This is a genomic window from Paenibacillus rigui (assembly GCF_002234615.1).
GTDB lineage: Bacteria > Bacillota > Bacilli > Paenibacillales > NBRC-103111 > Paenibacillus_S > Paenibacillus_S rigui.
In genome coordinates this window covers 59,130-74,497 of sequence record NZ_NMQW01000024.1, presented here as the reverse complement: position 1 = coordinate 74,497, position 15,368 = coordinate 59,130, and the positions used below count along the sequence as shown (strand labels likewise).

At 56.9% G+C, this 15,368-nt stretch carries 7 protein-coding genes; 5 read left to right on the top strand and 2 right to left on the bottom strand.

Annotation, left to right across the window (positions count from 1 at the left end):
• Positions 1 to 15 precede the first annotated feature (15 nt).
• From CF651_RS17635 to CF651_RS17625, 3 genes are read left to right on the top strand one after another with little or no spacing between them, the layout of a single operon-like run.
• A complete protein-coding gene (locus CF651_RS17635; protein WP_094016191.1) occupies positions 16 to 2,259 on the top strand; it encodes a putative baseplate assembly protein in 2,244 nt (747 codons plus the stop codon).
• Between the two features lie 33 nt (positions 2,260 to 2,292).
• A complete protein-coding gene (locus tag CF651_RS17630; RefSeq protein ID WP_094016190.1) occupies positions 2,293 to 4,389 on the top strand; it encodes a phage tail protein in 2,097 nt (698 codons plus the stop codon).
• Between the two features lie 31 nt (positions 4,390 to 4,420).
• Positions 4,421 to 6,061 carry a hypothetical protein gene (locus tag CF651_RS17625; RefSeq protein ID WP_094016189.1) on the top strand — a complete coding sequence of 547 codons (1,641 nt, stop codon included), beginning with the start codon at positions 4,421 to 4,423 and terminating at the stop codon, positions 6,059 to 6,061.
• A 684-nt stretch (positions 6,062 to 6,745) separates the two neighbouring features.
• On the opposite strand, the gene CF651_RS17615 is transcribed toward CF651_RS17625, so the two are convergent.
• On the bottom strand, positions 6,746 to 8,461 hold the full coding sequence (locus CF651_RS17615) for an MORN repeat-containing protein (RefSeq protein WP_094016187.1): 1,716 nt from the start codon (positions 8,459 to 8,461) through the stop codon (positions 6,746 to 6,748).
• A 33-nt stretch (positions 8,462 to 8,494) separates the two neighbouring features.
• Positions 8,495 to 8,881, bottom strand: coding sequence for a DUF4280 domain-containing protein (locus CF651_RS17610; RefSeq protein ID WP_094016186.1), 387 nt, complete (start codon positions 8,879 to 8,881; stop codon positions 8,495 to 8,497).
• A gap of 190 nt (positions 8,882 to 9,071) precedes the next feature.
• Between CF651_RS17610 and CF651_RS17605 the strand changes: the two genes are divergently transcribed.
• On the top strand, positions 9,072 to 12,536 hold the full coding sequence (locus CF651_RS17605) for a copper amine oxidase N-terminal domain-containing protein (RefSeq protein ID WP_094016185.1): 3,465 nt from the start codon (positions 9,072 to 9,074) through the stop codon (positions 12,534 to 12,536).
• Positions 12,537 to 12,603: 67 nt separating this feature from the next.
• A complete protein-coding gene (locus CF651_RS17600) occupies positions 12,604 to 15,354 on the top strand; it encodes an adenylate/guanylate cyclase domain-containing protein (RefSeq protein WP_094016184.1) in 2,751 nt (916 codons plus the stop codon).
• The last annotated feature ends 14 nt before the right edge of the window (positions 15,355 to 15,368 follow it).

The following is a 15,368-nucleotide window of genomic DNA, read 5'->3' as shown; positions in this document are numbered from 1 at the left end:
AAGGAGGTGAATCCCATGCTGCCGATACCGAACTTGGATGATCGGGGTTTCGAGCAAATGCTGCAGGAGGCGCGGAAGTCGATACCGAAGCTGCTGCCGGAATGGACCGACGAGAATGCTCATGATCCGGGTATCACTTTGCTGGAGCTGATGTCCTGGATGACCGAGCTTCAGCAATATTATTTGAACCGGGTAACGGAGAAAAATGAACGGAAGTTTCTGAAGCTGCTCGGCATTCAGCCGAAGGAGCCGGTTTCCGCCCGCGCAGAGGTAACGTTTGCGAGCGCAAACCGACTGGCGGTCATTCCCAAGGGGACGCCGCTTGCAGCGGGCCGTCACGTGTTTGAGACGGCGGAGACGGTAAAGCTGGTTCCTGCGGCAGTGGAAAAAGTCATCGTCCGCACCGAAGGAGCGAGTGGGGGATTCACCTCCAGCCCTCAGGCCGGCGTGGCTTACTATGCGTTCGGCGCCGAGGCGAGAAAGGGAAGCCGGCTGCTGCTCGGCCTGGATCGTCCGCTGCCTGAACAGACCGAGATTACGTTGTCTATCCGGCTGTTCGACGATTATCCCGTACCTGTAGCCCAAGGCCCGGCGGAGGCCGCCCCGCTCATTTCCACGGCAAGCGTTGCTTGGACGTATGCAGGGGAGGCCGAAGGGGAGGTCTGGCAGCCGGTGGAGCTCGTCAAGGACACCTCGGTTCATTTATCCCAAAGCGGGGAGCTGGTGTTCATGCTCCGCTCACCGATGAAGGCGTGGTCGTTCTTTCCCGCCGATGACAAAAAACGGTATTGGCTCTGCTGTGAGCTGCTGGGCGAGGGCTATGAGATCTCGCCGAAGGTGGAGAAGCTCGCGTTGAACACAGTGCCGGCGGTTCAGCAGGATAGCTTCAGCCAAACGTATACGTTTCACAGCACAGGCGAGCCTGGCCTCCGCCTGAGCAAGGATACGCATCTGGCGCTGCAGGGCAAGCTGATCGTTCAGGTCCAAGATGCGCAAGGACGGTGGAGGGACTGGAGTCAGACCGATCGACTCGCGGATTGCACGGCGGAAGCCGGATGCTATGAGCTGAGCCGCAATGTGCGGGATGGCAAGCTGACGATCCGGTTCGGAGATGGCGTGAACGGGGCCATACCGCCCGAAGGGAAAAGAAATATCCGCGTCATCGCATACAAGCCGGATTTTGAAGCGGACCGTTGGATCGGCAAAAGCAATGGGCTCCCGGAGCAAGCGTTCGAGGTGCCGCGCAAGCGTGCGTACCAGCGTAAGGGCATGCTGCTGCAAGTGGCTATGCCAGACGGGCCGGAAGGGGATAGGGTGTGGGAGGACTGGAGACCGGTGTACTCCTTGGATAACTCGGCCCCAACCGATCGGCACTTTGTTTATGACGCTGAAGAGGGCGTCATTCGCTTCGGCAACAATGAGGAAGGATGGATTCCCCCCAAGTCCCCCGACGCAGCCAATATGCGTTGGATTTCATTGTGTCAGTCAGGAGGCAGCGAAGGCAATGTGAAGCAGGGGATGATCCGCTCCTTCGCTGAGGCCGATTCGGCGTTGTGGGAGGGCATCACAGTCACCCAGCCGTATCCCGCCGAGGATGGCAGAGATGCGGAATCGCTCCAGGATGCAAAGCTGCAGGCCCGCCGGGAGCTGGACGCACCTCATCGTGCGGTGACGGCAGCAGACTTTGAAGCCATTGCCCAGGCTACGCCGGGGCTGAGAGTGGCCCGCGTGAGAGCGATCCCGTTATACAAGCCGGGGCAGAGGGATTACCCGAGAGTTAAATCCCCTGCGCAAATGACGGTCGTTGTCGTTCCCTACAGCGAACGGGACCGGCCGGAGGCGGGCAGGGGCTTTTTGGAAACGGTAAGCCAGCACTTGGAACGGCATCGGCTTCTGACGACACAAGTACATGTCATTCCGGCGGCCTATGTGAAGGTTACCGTCCATGCCGTGATCGTTGTAGAGCCCGGACTCAAGCAGGAGCAAGGCCGGATGGTTAAGGAGATCCGGCGGCTGCTTCGGCCGATGGGGCATGCGGATGGGGTGGAGGGCTGGCCCTTCGGTCGTTCGGTTTACAGAGGGGACCTTTACGGTCTCATCAGCCGGATGCAAGGTGTGGTTTATGTGCAGGATCTTTGGATGGATGCCGAAGGAAAAGACATCCGTAAGGATGGCGGCGGAGATATTCATATCCCGCCTTACAGTCTGGTATATTCCGGCGAGCATGATATCGAGCTGATTGGCTTGAACGATTTATAAAAGCGGCGGCGCCGCTTAAGGGGAGGCAGAGGCGTGGCAGAGCCGATGAAGTTTTTTTCGCTCAATAAGCAGTTGGACTGGGAGCAGGGTACTGCTGCCAATCTGCTGGTCGAAGACCAGGGGCTGTCCATTACCCGTAAGCCAAGATACGGTGTGTATCGTACTGTCACTTTGGACGAAATGGATGGCATCGCGGCGATTGCCGATATGGCGGTGAGTTTCGGAGGCAGGCTGTACTTGCTCGACGAGCACGCAAATCTGTGGATATACGACGTGGAAAGCCGCCACAAGGAAGCTTTATTCCGAACCGGACACGAGCTGTTTACCTCCCAAGCGATGCTGGCTGCCGGGGCTGACATGCTGTTTATTGCAGATGCGGCGGGGGAACGCACCCTTGCTTCCGTCTCTGCCTCCAACGGGCAGCTGTTGTGGTCCGCCCGGGAATGGAATGGGCTCACACTGTATCCCTTGGCCATAGCGGCGGATGGAAAGCAGCATGTATACACCGTGGTTCCCTTAGAAATTATGGTTGGCGTGAATGGAAACCTGGAAGTACCGGAAGAAGGGAAAATAGCGGTGCTGCAGTGGAAAGCGGGAGAAGTGACGCAGGTCTTCGAGCATGACGTGCTGCGTCTGGATGCGGCGGTACAGCTGGGACGGCTGGCCGGGCGGTATTTTATTGCGGCTGACCCTGATGGGGGCGTTGCCGTGCTGGATGCCGAACGAAAATCAGTAGCCTGCTTCCAGGCGGATGGGACGCTTCGCACTCTTTTTTCGGTATCCTCCTCCGGCAGATGCTCGGGGCTTTCCATTGATACGAACCATCATCTCTTCGTAGGGGAGAGCGGTATCGGAGCTGCGGGGGCGGAGGATCGGTATATTTTGCAATTCGGCGAGAAGGGGATGTTCCATACCCGGGTGCTCGGTTTTCGTGGGCGAGTCGACAAGCTCCTTCACGATACCCAAGGGCATATGATTGTGCTGAACCGGGAGGCGGGGATGATCCGGATGCTGGAGCTCCAGGAGCGGACAGGGCTCTGGAGCGAGTCGGGCATGCCGGAGGGAGTGTATCTGTCGCCCGAGCTGGACACGACGGAGTCGGAAACGGCATGGCACAAAATTTGGCTTGACGCGGACCTTCCGGAAGAGACGCAAATACGGATCTCGTATTTTACTTCGGAGGAGAAATTCGGCTGGATCAACGGGCAATACATCGATTATTCCGCTTACTTGGGCTCCCCGCATATCCCTCTGAGGGAAAAGCTGCAGGCGACAGAGGCTATTTGGTCGGAGCCGATTGTCAACCCCAAGGACGCACTGCTGATGAACGCCAAGGGACGCTACCTGTGGTTCAAAATCCACTTGATCGGCAGCGAGAAAAATACGCCCCTCATTCGTAAGCTTCGAGTCTATTTCCCGAGGACGTCACTCATTTCCTACCTGCCACCGCTGTATCAGGAGGATGAGAATTCGTTCCTGGAGCGGTTTCTGTCGCTGTTCGGCACGTTTTTTGACGATATGGAGGAAACGATCGACAAGGTCAGCACCTATTTTGATCCGGACGCGGTGTCAGGGGACTATTTGAAGTGGCTCGGCGGCTGGCTCGCCGTATCCAAAGAGGACGTCTGGGAGGAAAGCAAGCTTCGTCAGCTGATCAAGCAGGCGCCGGAGCTGTATAAGCTCAGAGGCACGCGGGCCGGTCTGCAGCGGATGCTTCATTTGTATACCGGTGTAGATCCCTTGGTGGTGGAATATTTTCAAATTCAGCAGATGCAGGAATCGTCCGGGTTGTGGCAGTTGTTTACCCAGCTGTATGGGGATAACCCCTATACATTCTGCGTGATGCTTCCGCCGGAGACAATTCGCACGGATCAGCAGAGGCTGATGATTGAGCGGATCATTGACGATCAAAAGCCGGCTTATACGGAAGGCAGACTGATTGAGCTTCAGCCGTGGATGTATGCGGATATGCACACATATCTTGGAATTAACACTTATTTATCGGAGCCGACGCTGCTGATGCTCGATGAGCGTTCGTCGATGCCTTACAACACCATCCTGATTGACGTAGATATGGACAAACGGATGGATCAGCATACCCGCTTGGGCCTCGATTCGGAGTTGGAATAATGATAGGACTGGGAAAGGGAGGGAACCCCTCATGAAAAAAACACGTTATTATCCGTTTGAACGCAATCGTTATTTTTATGGCAAGCTGCTGACCGTCCGCGATTTCGAATCGGAGCAAAAATATTTTAACGACAAGCGGCGTATGATGAACCGGCTGCTCCATGGCGTCGGGGTCATTACCGGCCTGCAGGTCATTGCGGTAGACGACAAAAGCATTTCGGTCGAAATGGGCGCCGCGATCGACGCGCTCGGACGGGAAATTATCGTGCCTTCGCCTGCCACGTTCAAGCTGTCCATGATGGAAGGCTTTACGAATAACGAGTATGCCAAAAACGTGTATCTCTGCATCGCGTATGACGAGAAAGGGAAAGAACCGGTTCATTCGGTTGCGAATGCTTCCGTCCGTTCCGATGAGATCAGCGAGTACAACCGGACGCTGGAATCGTACCGTTTGTTCATCCGTGAGGAAGCGCCGGATCCGTCCTCCTTGCCTTTGGGCTCTCTGATCGAGCAGACGGTGGTGCTGTATCAGGACAGCTCGGTGCGCGTGCTTCAGATTACCCCGAAGTATGTGAATCCGGGACAGCCGTTCGATATGAAGATCCGGATCGAAAAGACGCTGCAAGCGGGGAAAATCCGATTCGACTTCGAGCCGGCTGTCGAAAGGCTGGAGCTGCTGGACGGAGCGGTGGTTGCTTTCCTGGAGCCGCAGGATACGCAGGAGACGGAGTATGAATTCAAGGTTCGTCTGCAGGCGGATGGAGCAGCCTCGACCAAGGCGACGGTGCAGGTGAAGCAGGGAACAGGCGCGCTTTACATTGGAGATAAACAGATCGATGTCCACTCGCCGGAGAGCGGGATCATCCAGATCATGGATGGTTCGGTGGAGGAGCAGTGGATGGACGACTACGTTAAAAGCTCTCTAGACGCTTCCTTGGATGCCCCGTCCGAGCCATGCATTTATTTGGCCAAAATCGGGCTGCTCCAAATGGGACCAACCTATGTTATCGAGAAGGTGGAACAGGTCCCCTTCGACGAGTACGTGTACAACACCTCGGTTCACTACCGGCTGCATCGCGCCGCCGCTCAACGGATAGCGGTGAAGCATGTGCAGTCCAATCCGGTGCTGACGCTGCCGGACCCTGATGCGGAGCAGGAAGCGAGGGTGCTGGAGGCGGCCCCTATCGCTCTTCCGGAGGCGATTGCCAAAGTGTCCGACACGATCAAGTCCGGTGTGGTCGATATTCCTATCATTCCGTTCTCAAGCTTTTCTGTGCCGTTCGGCAAGGCGACCCGCAATTACGTATCCTCCGAATTGGAGCACGGTTTGGGTGAAGGCAATGTGTGGATCGTCACGGCTGTCGAGGAATCGGCGGATGATGTGCTTTCGGATATGCTGAATACCGGAGACCGTGTCTATTTCGGTGCAGCCGACGTATTTAAGGGCAGCGAGCTGGAGGCGGATTTGCCTGAGCTGAAGATCGGAACCGTTGTCTATCCGAAAAAAGGGACGTTCCGTATCGGAATCCGGCTGCAGCAGGCGACCGAAGCCACCAAGGTCCGCATCCGCTGGTGGGCCTGCCGCACGGAGCAGGGCAGCGCGGCCAAGGGAGCCTTGGACGAAGCGCTGGCCATGCTTTCGGAGGCGGCCAGCGGATCGGACTCGATGTAACGTTCAAGCCCTGCCGGGGAGGCAGGGCTTGTTTGTCTTGCGGAGGGAACGGCTGGCGGGACGAGGGCTGGCTGGGATGGGGGACGGAAAGGACCGGGGGCTGCAGGAGTTGGAGGAGTGGAAGGATTTCAAGGCTTCAAGGGCTTCAAAAGCTTCAAAAGCTTCAAAAGCTTCAAAAGCTTCAAGGATTCATAGGGCTTAAAGGGCTTAAAGGACTTAAAGGGCTTGAATGACTTGAATGACTCAAAGGATTCTAAGAATCATAGAATCAGGAGGGATCAGCCGCCCGGGGCCGTCCGGTGGGGTATGCCTCTACAGCCGCTGTTGAGACCCATGAACCTTTGAATATAGGAGCAGCGGAGGGTTCATGGGTCTCAAAGGCGGACGTAAACTCTTCCGAGGCATACCCCACCGGACTCTGTCGGCGGCGAACGGCCGTAAGGGCTTGAAAAACTTATGATCTTACAAATCCTAGGGCCTTGTAGACCATAGAACCTTGTAAACCGTAAGATCATGTAGACCATAAAACCCTCGACAGGCCTTGCAAACGCCCTAAAATCCGGGGAACCTTCCCCACAACCGTGAAGCCTTAACAGCCCTAATCCTAGGGGGGAGGCCCTTCTCCCTCCCGGGGAGAAGACAAACAAGCCCTGCCGAAAAAAGGGCAGGGCTTGAACGTTAGGGTTAAGGTAAGGGTTTCAATGATTGAACCTCCAGCAGCTGAGGCTTTTGGCCTTTGGAGGTAAGAGTTAACCCGTACAGATAATCATCCTTGGCATACGTATTCAGGTATAATCCGTCGCCTGCCGGCAGCTTGGCGGAGACCTTTTTGTAGCCGGCGTCGTTGACCTTGGCGCCTTCGGTGAACGTCTCCAGCTCCGGCTGCAGCCAAGCAAGAGGCTTGCTGCCCCACACGCTGACCGAAGTAATGACGGCCTCCTTCGGATTAGAGACCGAAGGCTCGGCGATGAGCGACATCTGCACATCGGGGTAGTTCATCTGCAGCTTGATCGGCGCAGCACCTGCCACAGCGGCTGCATCGGCACCCGCAGCCGCTGTGGCTCCTCCGCCTGCGGTCAGGCCGGATGCGGCAGCACCGGCGGCAGCACCGGGAGCGGCACTTGCTCCGGCCGGCACCGCCGGGCTGCCAGGCGTTGCCGACGCATCCGGCGCGGACAAGGCATCACCGAGCAGGGCGACATCGCCCGGCTTGCCGAGGAGCGCCTCGGCTTTTTTGCTCGGAAGGCCTATGAAGCCTTCCAGGCGGGCGTGGCCTGCGGCGAAGAACGACTTCAGCATTGGGGTCCCGTCCGCGTCGAATAAGGTACCGAAGCCGTCATAGACGCTGTTGGCAAAGCTCCCCTTGTAAGTGAGCTTGCCGGTCTCATCGTAAGCCTCGCCGAGGCCGTTTAGAGCTCCGTTCTGGAAGGAGCCTTTGAGCCGTATCACGCCCTTCTCATTGTTGAGGACGCCTTCGCCGTTGTACGTGCCGACCAGAAAGGCTCCCTTGTATTTCAAGAATCCGTTCGCGTAATACTCCGAGCCTTCGCCGGAATAGCGGTTGTTTTTAAATCCGCCCTCGTACAGCAGGGTTCCCTGCTCGTCGAACAGCTTGCCGGCTCCCTGGTATTCGCCGCTGGCCCATTCGCCTTCGTAGATGACCTTGCCTGAGGCGGAAAAAGATTTTCCGGCGCCTTGATACCGGCCGTTCTGAAAAGCGCCCTCGTACATTAACGCGCCGGAAGCATCGAACAGCTTGCCTTGGCCGCCGAAGGCACCGTTGACGAACTCGCCGGTGTAGCGTATTTTTTTTCCGTCGCCGTATAAAGTCCCTGCACCGTTGTATTGATCGGCTGCAAACAGGCCTTTGTAGACGGGATTGCCTTGATCGTTGAATAAAGCGCCGGTGCCGCTTTTCAGGCCTTTTTCAAACTGGCCTTCATAGGTCAGGATGCCATCGGCGTTGTAGAGCTTGCCGTTGCCTGAGTATAGCCCGGCGTCCAGGTCTCCGACGTACCGCGCCTTTTTGCTCTCATCCACGACCTTGGCCTGGCCGGAGAAGGCCGCCATTTTGGGCGTGTCCTGCCGGACGGTCGGAAGAATGCCGAAGTAATGCCTGACCAAGGCAGGGGGCCAGAAGATAACATAAATGAGTAGGCCGATCAGCAGCGCGATGAATAAAAGCAGCCGCTTGGAGACGTAATATTGTCCGATAGACACATAGTTTGCGAGAGACGTTTCCTTGGTCCGGAGCATTGCGCCTGCAAGGGCTTGGAATTTCTTAATCGCGATGGCGGGCAGCTTCTTCGCATCCTGAATCGGCTTCAGCGCTTTGACGACGAAGGGGTTCAGGATCGGCTTGAATACCGTTTCGAGCATTTTGACGGGTTCATTGCTCATGCTTGCTTGGTTCACTTCCCTCGGGAACGATTGTTAAGGCACTTGAATGGTCATTTGACCCGGCTGTACGACCTGAATGACGCCGCCCCAATTGCACATGCATTTGGACGTATTGTTGAGGGCGGGCATATTCGCAACGAGCACGGTAGGAGAGCCTGGAGCCCACGGGGCGGCAACGACCGGGACGCAAGGCATGGGGGTAAAGACCCCCAGCTTGGCGGCGGTTGCAGCAGCTACGGTAGGATTGGACATAGAGTTGCACATCCCGAAAGGTAAAATGTTCACCATCGGCTTATTATCCATAATGTTAGCGATAGGCATGGAGGTCATGACACGATTTGTGGGGAGCACCATCAGAGAGCTAGGCGCGACCCCGAAGGAGCATTGAAGCATGGCTCCTCCGCATACGAGGTTTCCCATACATCCTCTTTTCTTGAATCCGGACACGGTTCATCTGGTCATTGTTACTTTCATAGTACTAGAAAAACCAAGGCGCGACAATACATTCCTGCCTTCGGGATCATCCGTCATTTTCCAAAAAACTGAGTGCAGGATAGGGTAAAGTATTGTACTATAAATATAGGAAGATTGGCATACGGAGGGTTTAACATTGGGGTTCAAAAGCCTTGTCCGACGGGGAATGATCGTAATGGTGGCGGCGTCGGTTCCGTTCACGGCCGTATCGGCCGCAGGTCCTACGGTGAAGTCGTTAACACTTAAAGAGGCACTGCAGCGGGCTGCCGATTTCAGCCAGGATACGAAGGACGCGAAGACGGAAATTTCGAAAAAAAAGCTGGAGCTGCAGCAGGCCCGTTTTGCAGTCAAAAGCGAAGAGGAGAAGGCTTCCGGCCTATTCGCCAAGCCAACCAATTTGAGTCAAGATTTGCAGATCCGGATGAAGGTGCCCGAGGCCCGATCCGGGCTTTTTTTAGCGCAGGAGGCTTACCGGCAGGCCGGGAATCGGACGAAATTTGAGCTCGAGAAGGTGTACTTGCAGGCGATGCAGGATCGTTTTGCCGAGGATAGCTCAAGGAAACGCTGGGAAGAAGCGAAACAGGAGCTAGAAGCGGTCAAAACGAAGCTGAAGTACGGCTTTGTCGATCAAACGGCCAAGGAGGAAGCGGAGAAGAAGCTGGAGAAGGCGGCGTCGGACTGGAAAAAGGCCCAGCTGACCGCCAAAGCAAGCCGTCTCGCCTTGGGACAGAAGGTACAGTATACGATGGAGGACCCGGTTGTCCTGGACGATAGTCCCGATTATGCCGATTTATCGCAAAAGATGCTGCCGGCCTATATCGCTAACGCGCTCCAAACGGATGGTACGCTCTTGAATGATGTAGAGAAGCTGCATCTGGCGGATGAAAAGCTGCAGGCGGCCAGAAGCCTGTATGCTGCGAAGTTCGGGACTGGGCGGATGAAGGCGCTGGAGCGCCTGATCCAATCGAAAACGTCCGATACGGAGCTGTTTATGGTTCAATATGACGCGTTGCTGGAGCAAATTCGGCTGGAGTGGGAAGGATTTTTCCAGATTCCTTTTCTTTTTCCGATTCCGAAGTCGATCATACAGGGAGAACGAGACGGGTTAAGGTACTTGGACGATCTTCGGAACGGACTGCCGATTGCTCTAATGGAGCAGACCAAGGCCTCGCTGAAGGAGCAGGAAAGCCGTACGACGGTAGCGGCGGCGGTGAGGCAGTCCTATCTAGAGGCCAAAGGGGCCGAGGAGAGCTATGCGCAGGCATTGAAGGATCAGGATGCCGCTGCAGCAGCGGTACAAAAGGCAGGGAGCGCATACAAAGCAGGCATGGTCAAGGCGGAAGAGGTGCAGGCCGCGCGGGATGCGCAGGAGCAGGCCCGGCAGCAAGTCTTCATGGCCTATATCGCATATAAAACCGCTATAAGCAAGCTGAATCTGGATTCGGGAGGGGCGGTCAGCCAGACGCTGCGTCCAGGCATACTGCCTTATAAAGACATTGACAGCGGATTGGATGCGGTAAAGGCGGCGCCTGCAGCAAAGGCGGACGGGACGTGGGAGCAAAAGCCCGCCGTGGGCTCGGTGCTCAGCGATCTGATCTTGAAGACGAAAGGCAAGGTGAAAGCGACGGATTACGCGTTGTTCACAGCCGAAGGCCAGCCTGTCGGGAGCAAAACCCCGATCGGGAAGCCGGTACGGCAGTTAACTCTGCTGCTGAGCGAGCCTGGGAAGCTAAGAGTGCAGCTGTATAGCCGCGAGGAAGTGCTGGCGGAGGGGCGCCTTACAGGCAGCGGCTCGAAGGGAGAGCTGGAGCTTGTGCCTAAGGAAAAGCTGGCCGATCAGCCTCCGCTGCTTCCGGTGAAGGACGCAGCAGGCACACCGGCCAAAGAGGACCAAATTCTTCTCGGCACGTACCGGATGGGTTTAAGCGCCTTGACCCCGGAGGTGTATAACGCGGCAGCAGCCACGATGACGAATAGCGGGCAGGGGATGTACTTCTCACCGGCATGGGCCGGGGGCCAGTGGTTTGGGCTGGATCAAGCACTGGATCCGGAAGCGCTGACGCTTGGCGGAGCCGGATCGTCGGCCTTAACCTCGGATCAGGCCTCGGCCCTCCAGGTGACGATGGAGCTGCCGGCGTCCGGGCAACTGATGACGCCGCTCAGTCCGGCACAGCTGCAGCAATCGGCAGCTGACTTGAAAAAAGCGAAGGAGCAGCTGGAGGCTGCTCATCAAGCCGCCGTTGATGCGCATAAGCTGGCGGATGTTGCAGAGCTGGAGGTTCAGCTCAAGGATGCGGCAGCACAGATCGCCATGCTGGAGGCACTTGCCAAAGGCGACACGGCCGCGGCACTGGAGCAGATGAAGCTCGTGCATAACAGCGATGCGCTGATCGCAGCGTTGGCTGCGGAGAGCAGTGGAGGCGAAGGTGCCGGAGCAGGGAGCGGCACTGGAGGAAGCGGCAGCGCGGGTACGGGCAGCGGTGCAACCGGCAACGGCACGGGTAGCGGAGCAGGCAGTGGTGCGGGGACAGGTGCAGGCGGAGGAACCGCAGGCAGCGGAGCGGGTACGGGCAATGGTGCAGGCGGGAGCGCTACGGGAGCAGGTGCAGGAGGCAGTGGCAGCCCCGCGGGCACAGGCACTGGCGTGCCTACAGGCGGCAGCCCCGGCGCCACCGCCGGCAGCTCCGCAGGCGCGGGAGCCCAGAGCCCGGCGGCCCTGGCGGCCGAGCAGCAGCGCAGCAAGCAGGCGCTGCAGGCGGCCTTGGCCGCAGGCGACGCCCCGGCTGCGCTCGCACAGGCGAAGCAGCTCTTCGCCGCAGCGCAGCAGCTGGCGGCGAGCGAGGACGGCTCCGCCGATGAGCTCGCGACGCTTGCAGCCGCGAAGAGCCAGCTGCAGGCCGCGCTCGATGCAGCGGTCAAGGCGCATGACGCCGCCCGGGCGGAGACGCTCGGCCAGACGCTGGAGAGCGTCAGGCAGGCCGCTGCGCAGGCGGAGAAGGACGCGCTGTTCAGCAAGCTGACGGCGATCCAGGCGGCCGCAGCCGAGCTGGCTGCAGCTGAAGCACCGGCTGCAGGCGGTGCACAGGCAGAAGCGGAGAAGCAGCTCGACAGCCTCGTCGCGGAGCAAACGGCGGAACTCATTGCCGCCATTGGCAAGAAGGAGCTGGAGAAGTACAGCGAGACGCAGCTCCAGGCGTTGACAGCCCAGGCTGCCGAGATCGAAGCGGCGGAGCCCGGGGCGGAGGCAATGGCGGTACAACAGCTCATTTCCCGCAATATTCCGGTTACGCTGGATGCTCCGCTGATCAGGCTGAACGGGACGGCCTTCGTGCCGATCCGTGCGCTGTCCGAATCCTTCGGCGCTTCGGTGGACTGGGATCCCGACCGGATGGCAGTGACCGTATCGTCCGAGGAAGGGACGACGGAGTGCACGATCGGCAGTACGACCGCTTATGTGGACGGGGAGGCAGGGGAAATCGAGGCTTCGCCCGTTTTGATTCTGGGACGCACGTACGTTCCGCTGCGATTCGTAGGGGAAGCGATCGGGTTACAAATTCAATGGAACGAAGCGACGGGAACGATTGAAGTTTCCAAGACATAAATGCACGGGTGTACCTGTGCTCTAATACATAGAAATAAGATGGGTTTACAGGAGGCGATTCAAGACCATGAAGAAGTCGGTGGCTGTTTTACTTTTGGTTGTGCTGTTAGCCTCCGTCGCAGGTTTTTATGTGGTTCAGCAGAAGGAAATGTTGACGAAAAATCCGTTTGAACGGGAGCTGTTTTTCGAAAGCCTGTCCAGAGTGGTTGCCGACTCGCATGACAACTTGTACATGATCGACAACACCAAGAAGACGATCCGCAAGCTAAGCCCTGACGGGACTATCGTATATTCCATCCAGAGCGGAGAAGAGGGAATTTACCGGTTCAATGATGTGGCGGCGGATGACGATGGCAGCCTGTATGTCGTGAGGGCCTTAATGGATACCTACGATATCGAGGTCAAGACCGAGCAGCTGATCCGCTACAACCCCGACGGCAGCTTCGACAAGGTGCTGTTCGAGCAAAACTACAGCGATCCGAAGCAGAAGCGGTATCGGGTCGGAGGCGTTAAGGCTCCGGCTGCCGCCGGCGGTGAAGTTCACTTTTTCCTGGATGAGCTTGGCAAAGTGACGCTGTACCGGATCGCATCCGTCGGTACGTCTCCCGTGCCCGTTTACAGCGTACAGCTGCCTGCCGGTAAGGTGCTGGCGGGGGTAGACGGCGTGACGCCAGGCCAAATTTATTATACGACGCGAAGCGGGGAAATTTACCGGGCGGGTCTGGACGGCGGATCGACGCTCGTTTATCCGCTGCCGGGAATCGACCGGACACGGAGAAATTTCCCGGAGAGCCTGCATCTCGACCCGCAAGGTCGGCTGCTGTTCGTCGACTACAACTCGTTGTCGGTCAACCGGCTCGACCCGAAGGAGCCTTATGTGCTGGAGGAGCTGGTCAGCCAGCAAAAAGCCGCTCTGGCGGGCGTGACGCTGACTTTTTTTAAAACGGATATTAGTCTGACGCATACCGGTGACTTGCTGATTGCAGAGGATGGGCAAATCGCCAAACGGCTTCCGAACGGAGCGTTCGGAGCCTCAATTAGCAGCGGGAAGTACGATTCCGCCTTCAGGAGCCGCCTTTGGTTCGTGTGGGTGGCAGCCGCTGTAGGCTCACTGCTGCTGCTCTATGCCGTAAAGCTGCTTTATTACAACATTATGCAGCGCCGTGTCCCTCTCATGATGAAGCAAATCATCGTGTGCGTGCCGATTATTGCGGCTTCGATGATTTTATTGTCCGTTGTCATCTATAACAACTTCGTCGATAAGATGGATGAAGAGACGGTTTCGGAGCTTAAGCTGCTCGCAAGCAATGGCGCGAACCTGATTGACGGCAATTTGCTGGAGCGAATCGAATCTCCTGCCGAATACCAGGGAGGAACGTACAGTCTGTTCCGCAGTAAGCTCGATTCCGTTTTTTACCGACCGGGCAGCATTGAGAACCAGGGCTTTTACAAGGCGATTTATAAGGTGGAAAACGGAGACATCTACCGGATTCTTGAGGATGACGACGAGATGCACATGTTCAATCCGTTCCCCAAAACGCCGCAGAATACGCTGGTCATCTCGCAGGGCAGCATCGAATCGGACAAATGGAATGACGATACAGGGGAATGGAAGTACGGCATTGCGCCGATTTTCAACAGTGCCGGAAAGATCGTCGGCGTGTTCGAGGCGAGCAAAAATATGGAGGGCATCATGGCCCACCGGCGTGCGGTTCAACAGACAGTCATGCAAAATATCGTGCTGTTCTCGGCGGGTATCGTGGTAGTATTTATCATTATGACCTATATCCTGCTTTCGTCGATCCGCAAGCTGCGCGACAGTGTCGGGGAAATTGCAAAGGGAAACTGGGACACGGTCGTTCAAATCCATACCCGGGATGAAGTGTCCGATCTGGGGGACAGCTTTAATGTGATGGCCGCCCATATTCGGGACTATATCGCCAGGCTGGAGAAGTTCAATCAGGCGTATTACCGCTTCGTCCCACAGCAATTTTTGCGGTTATTGCATAAAGAGACGATTCTGGATGTGCGTCTGGGCGATCAGGTTGAGGAAAATATGAGCACGCTCGTATGCAACATCCGAGGCTTTTATCTGATGTCGAAGCGGCTAACACCGGAGCAAAACTTCAATTTCGTCAATTCGTTCCTGAAGCGCTTCGGTCCTTATATTCGCAAGCATCAGGGGACAGTGAACAAGTATTTGGGCCCCGGCTTTATGGCTTTGTTCCCCGGCGTAGGGGATGAGGCGCTGAATGCGTGCATCGACATTCGCAAGGAGCTGTCGATTTACAACATGCACCGGGGGGAGTCGGGCTACGCGCCGGTCGATTTGGGCATCGGTCTGCACAAGGGACCGCTGCGGCTTGGTATTATCGGGGAAGAGCAGAGGCTCGAGAACAACATTATTTCCGATCACGTCAACCTGGCTACACTGCTTGAGAAGCTGACGGCACCGCTCGGAGCGTCCATTCTCATTACAGACAGCGTAGTCGAATCGTTAACGGATGCGTCTGCTTTTCAATACCGCAATCTGGGCTTGATCCGCGCTGAAGGACTGGAGGAGCCGCTCCATCTTTATGATGTGTATCAAGGTGATCCGGATACGATCCGGGCCTTGAAGGAAAAGACGAAGGCGCGCTTCGAGGAGGCCGTCATGCTGTACCAGGTAGGACGGTTCTATGATGCGAGGGAAGCGTTCCTGATGGTCATCAAGCAGAACCGTCAGGATAAGGCGGCGCAGCTTTATTTTTATGTATGCGACGAATACTTCCAGTCGGGAACGACCAAGGATTGGAACGGAACGTTGTCTGTATCCTAATGGGGAGAGGCGAA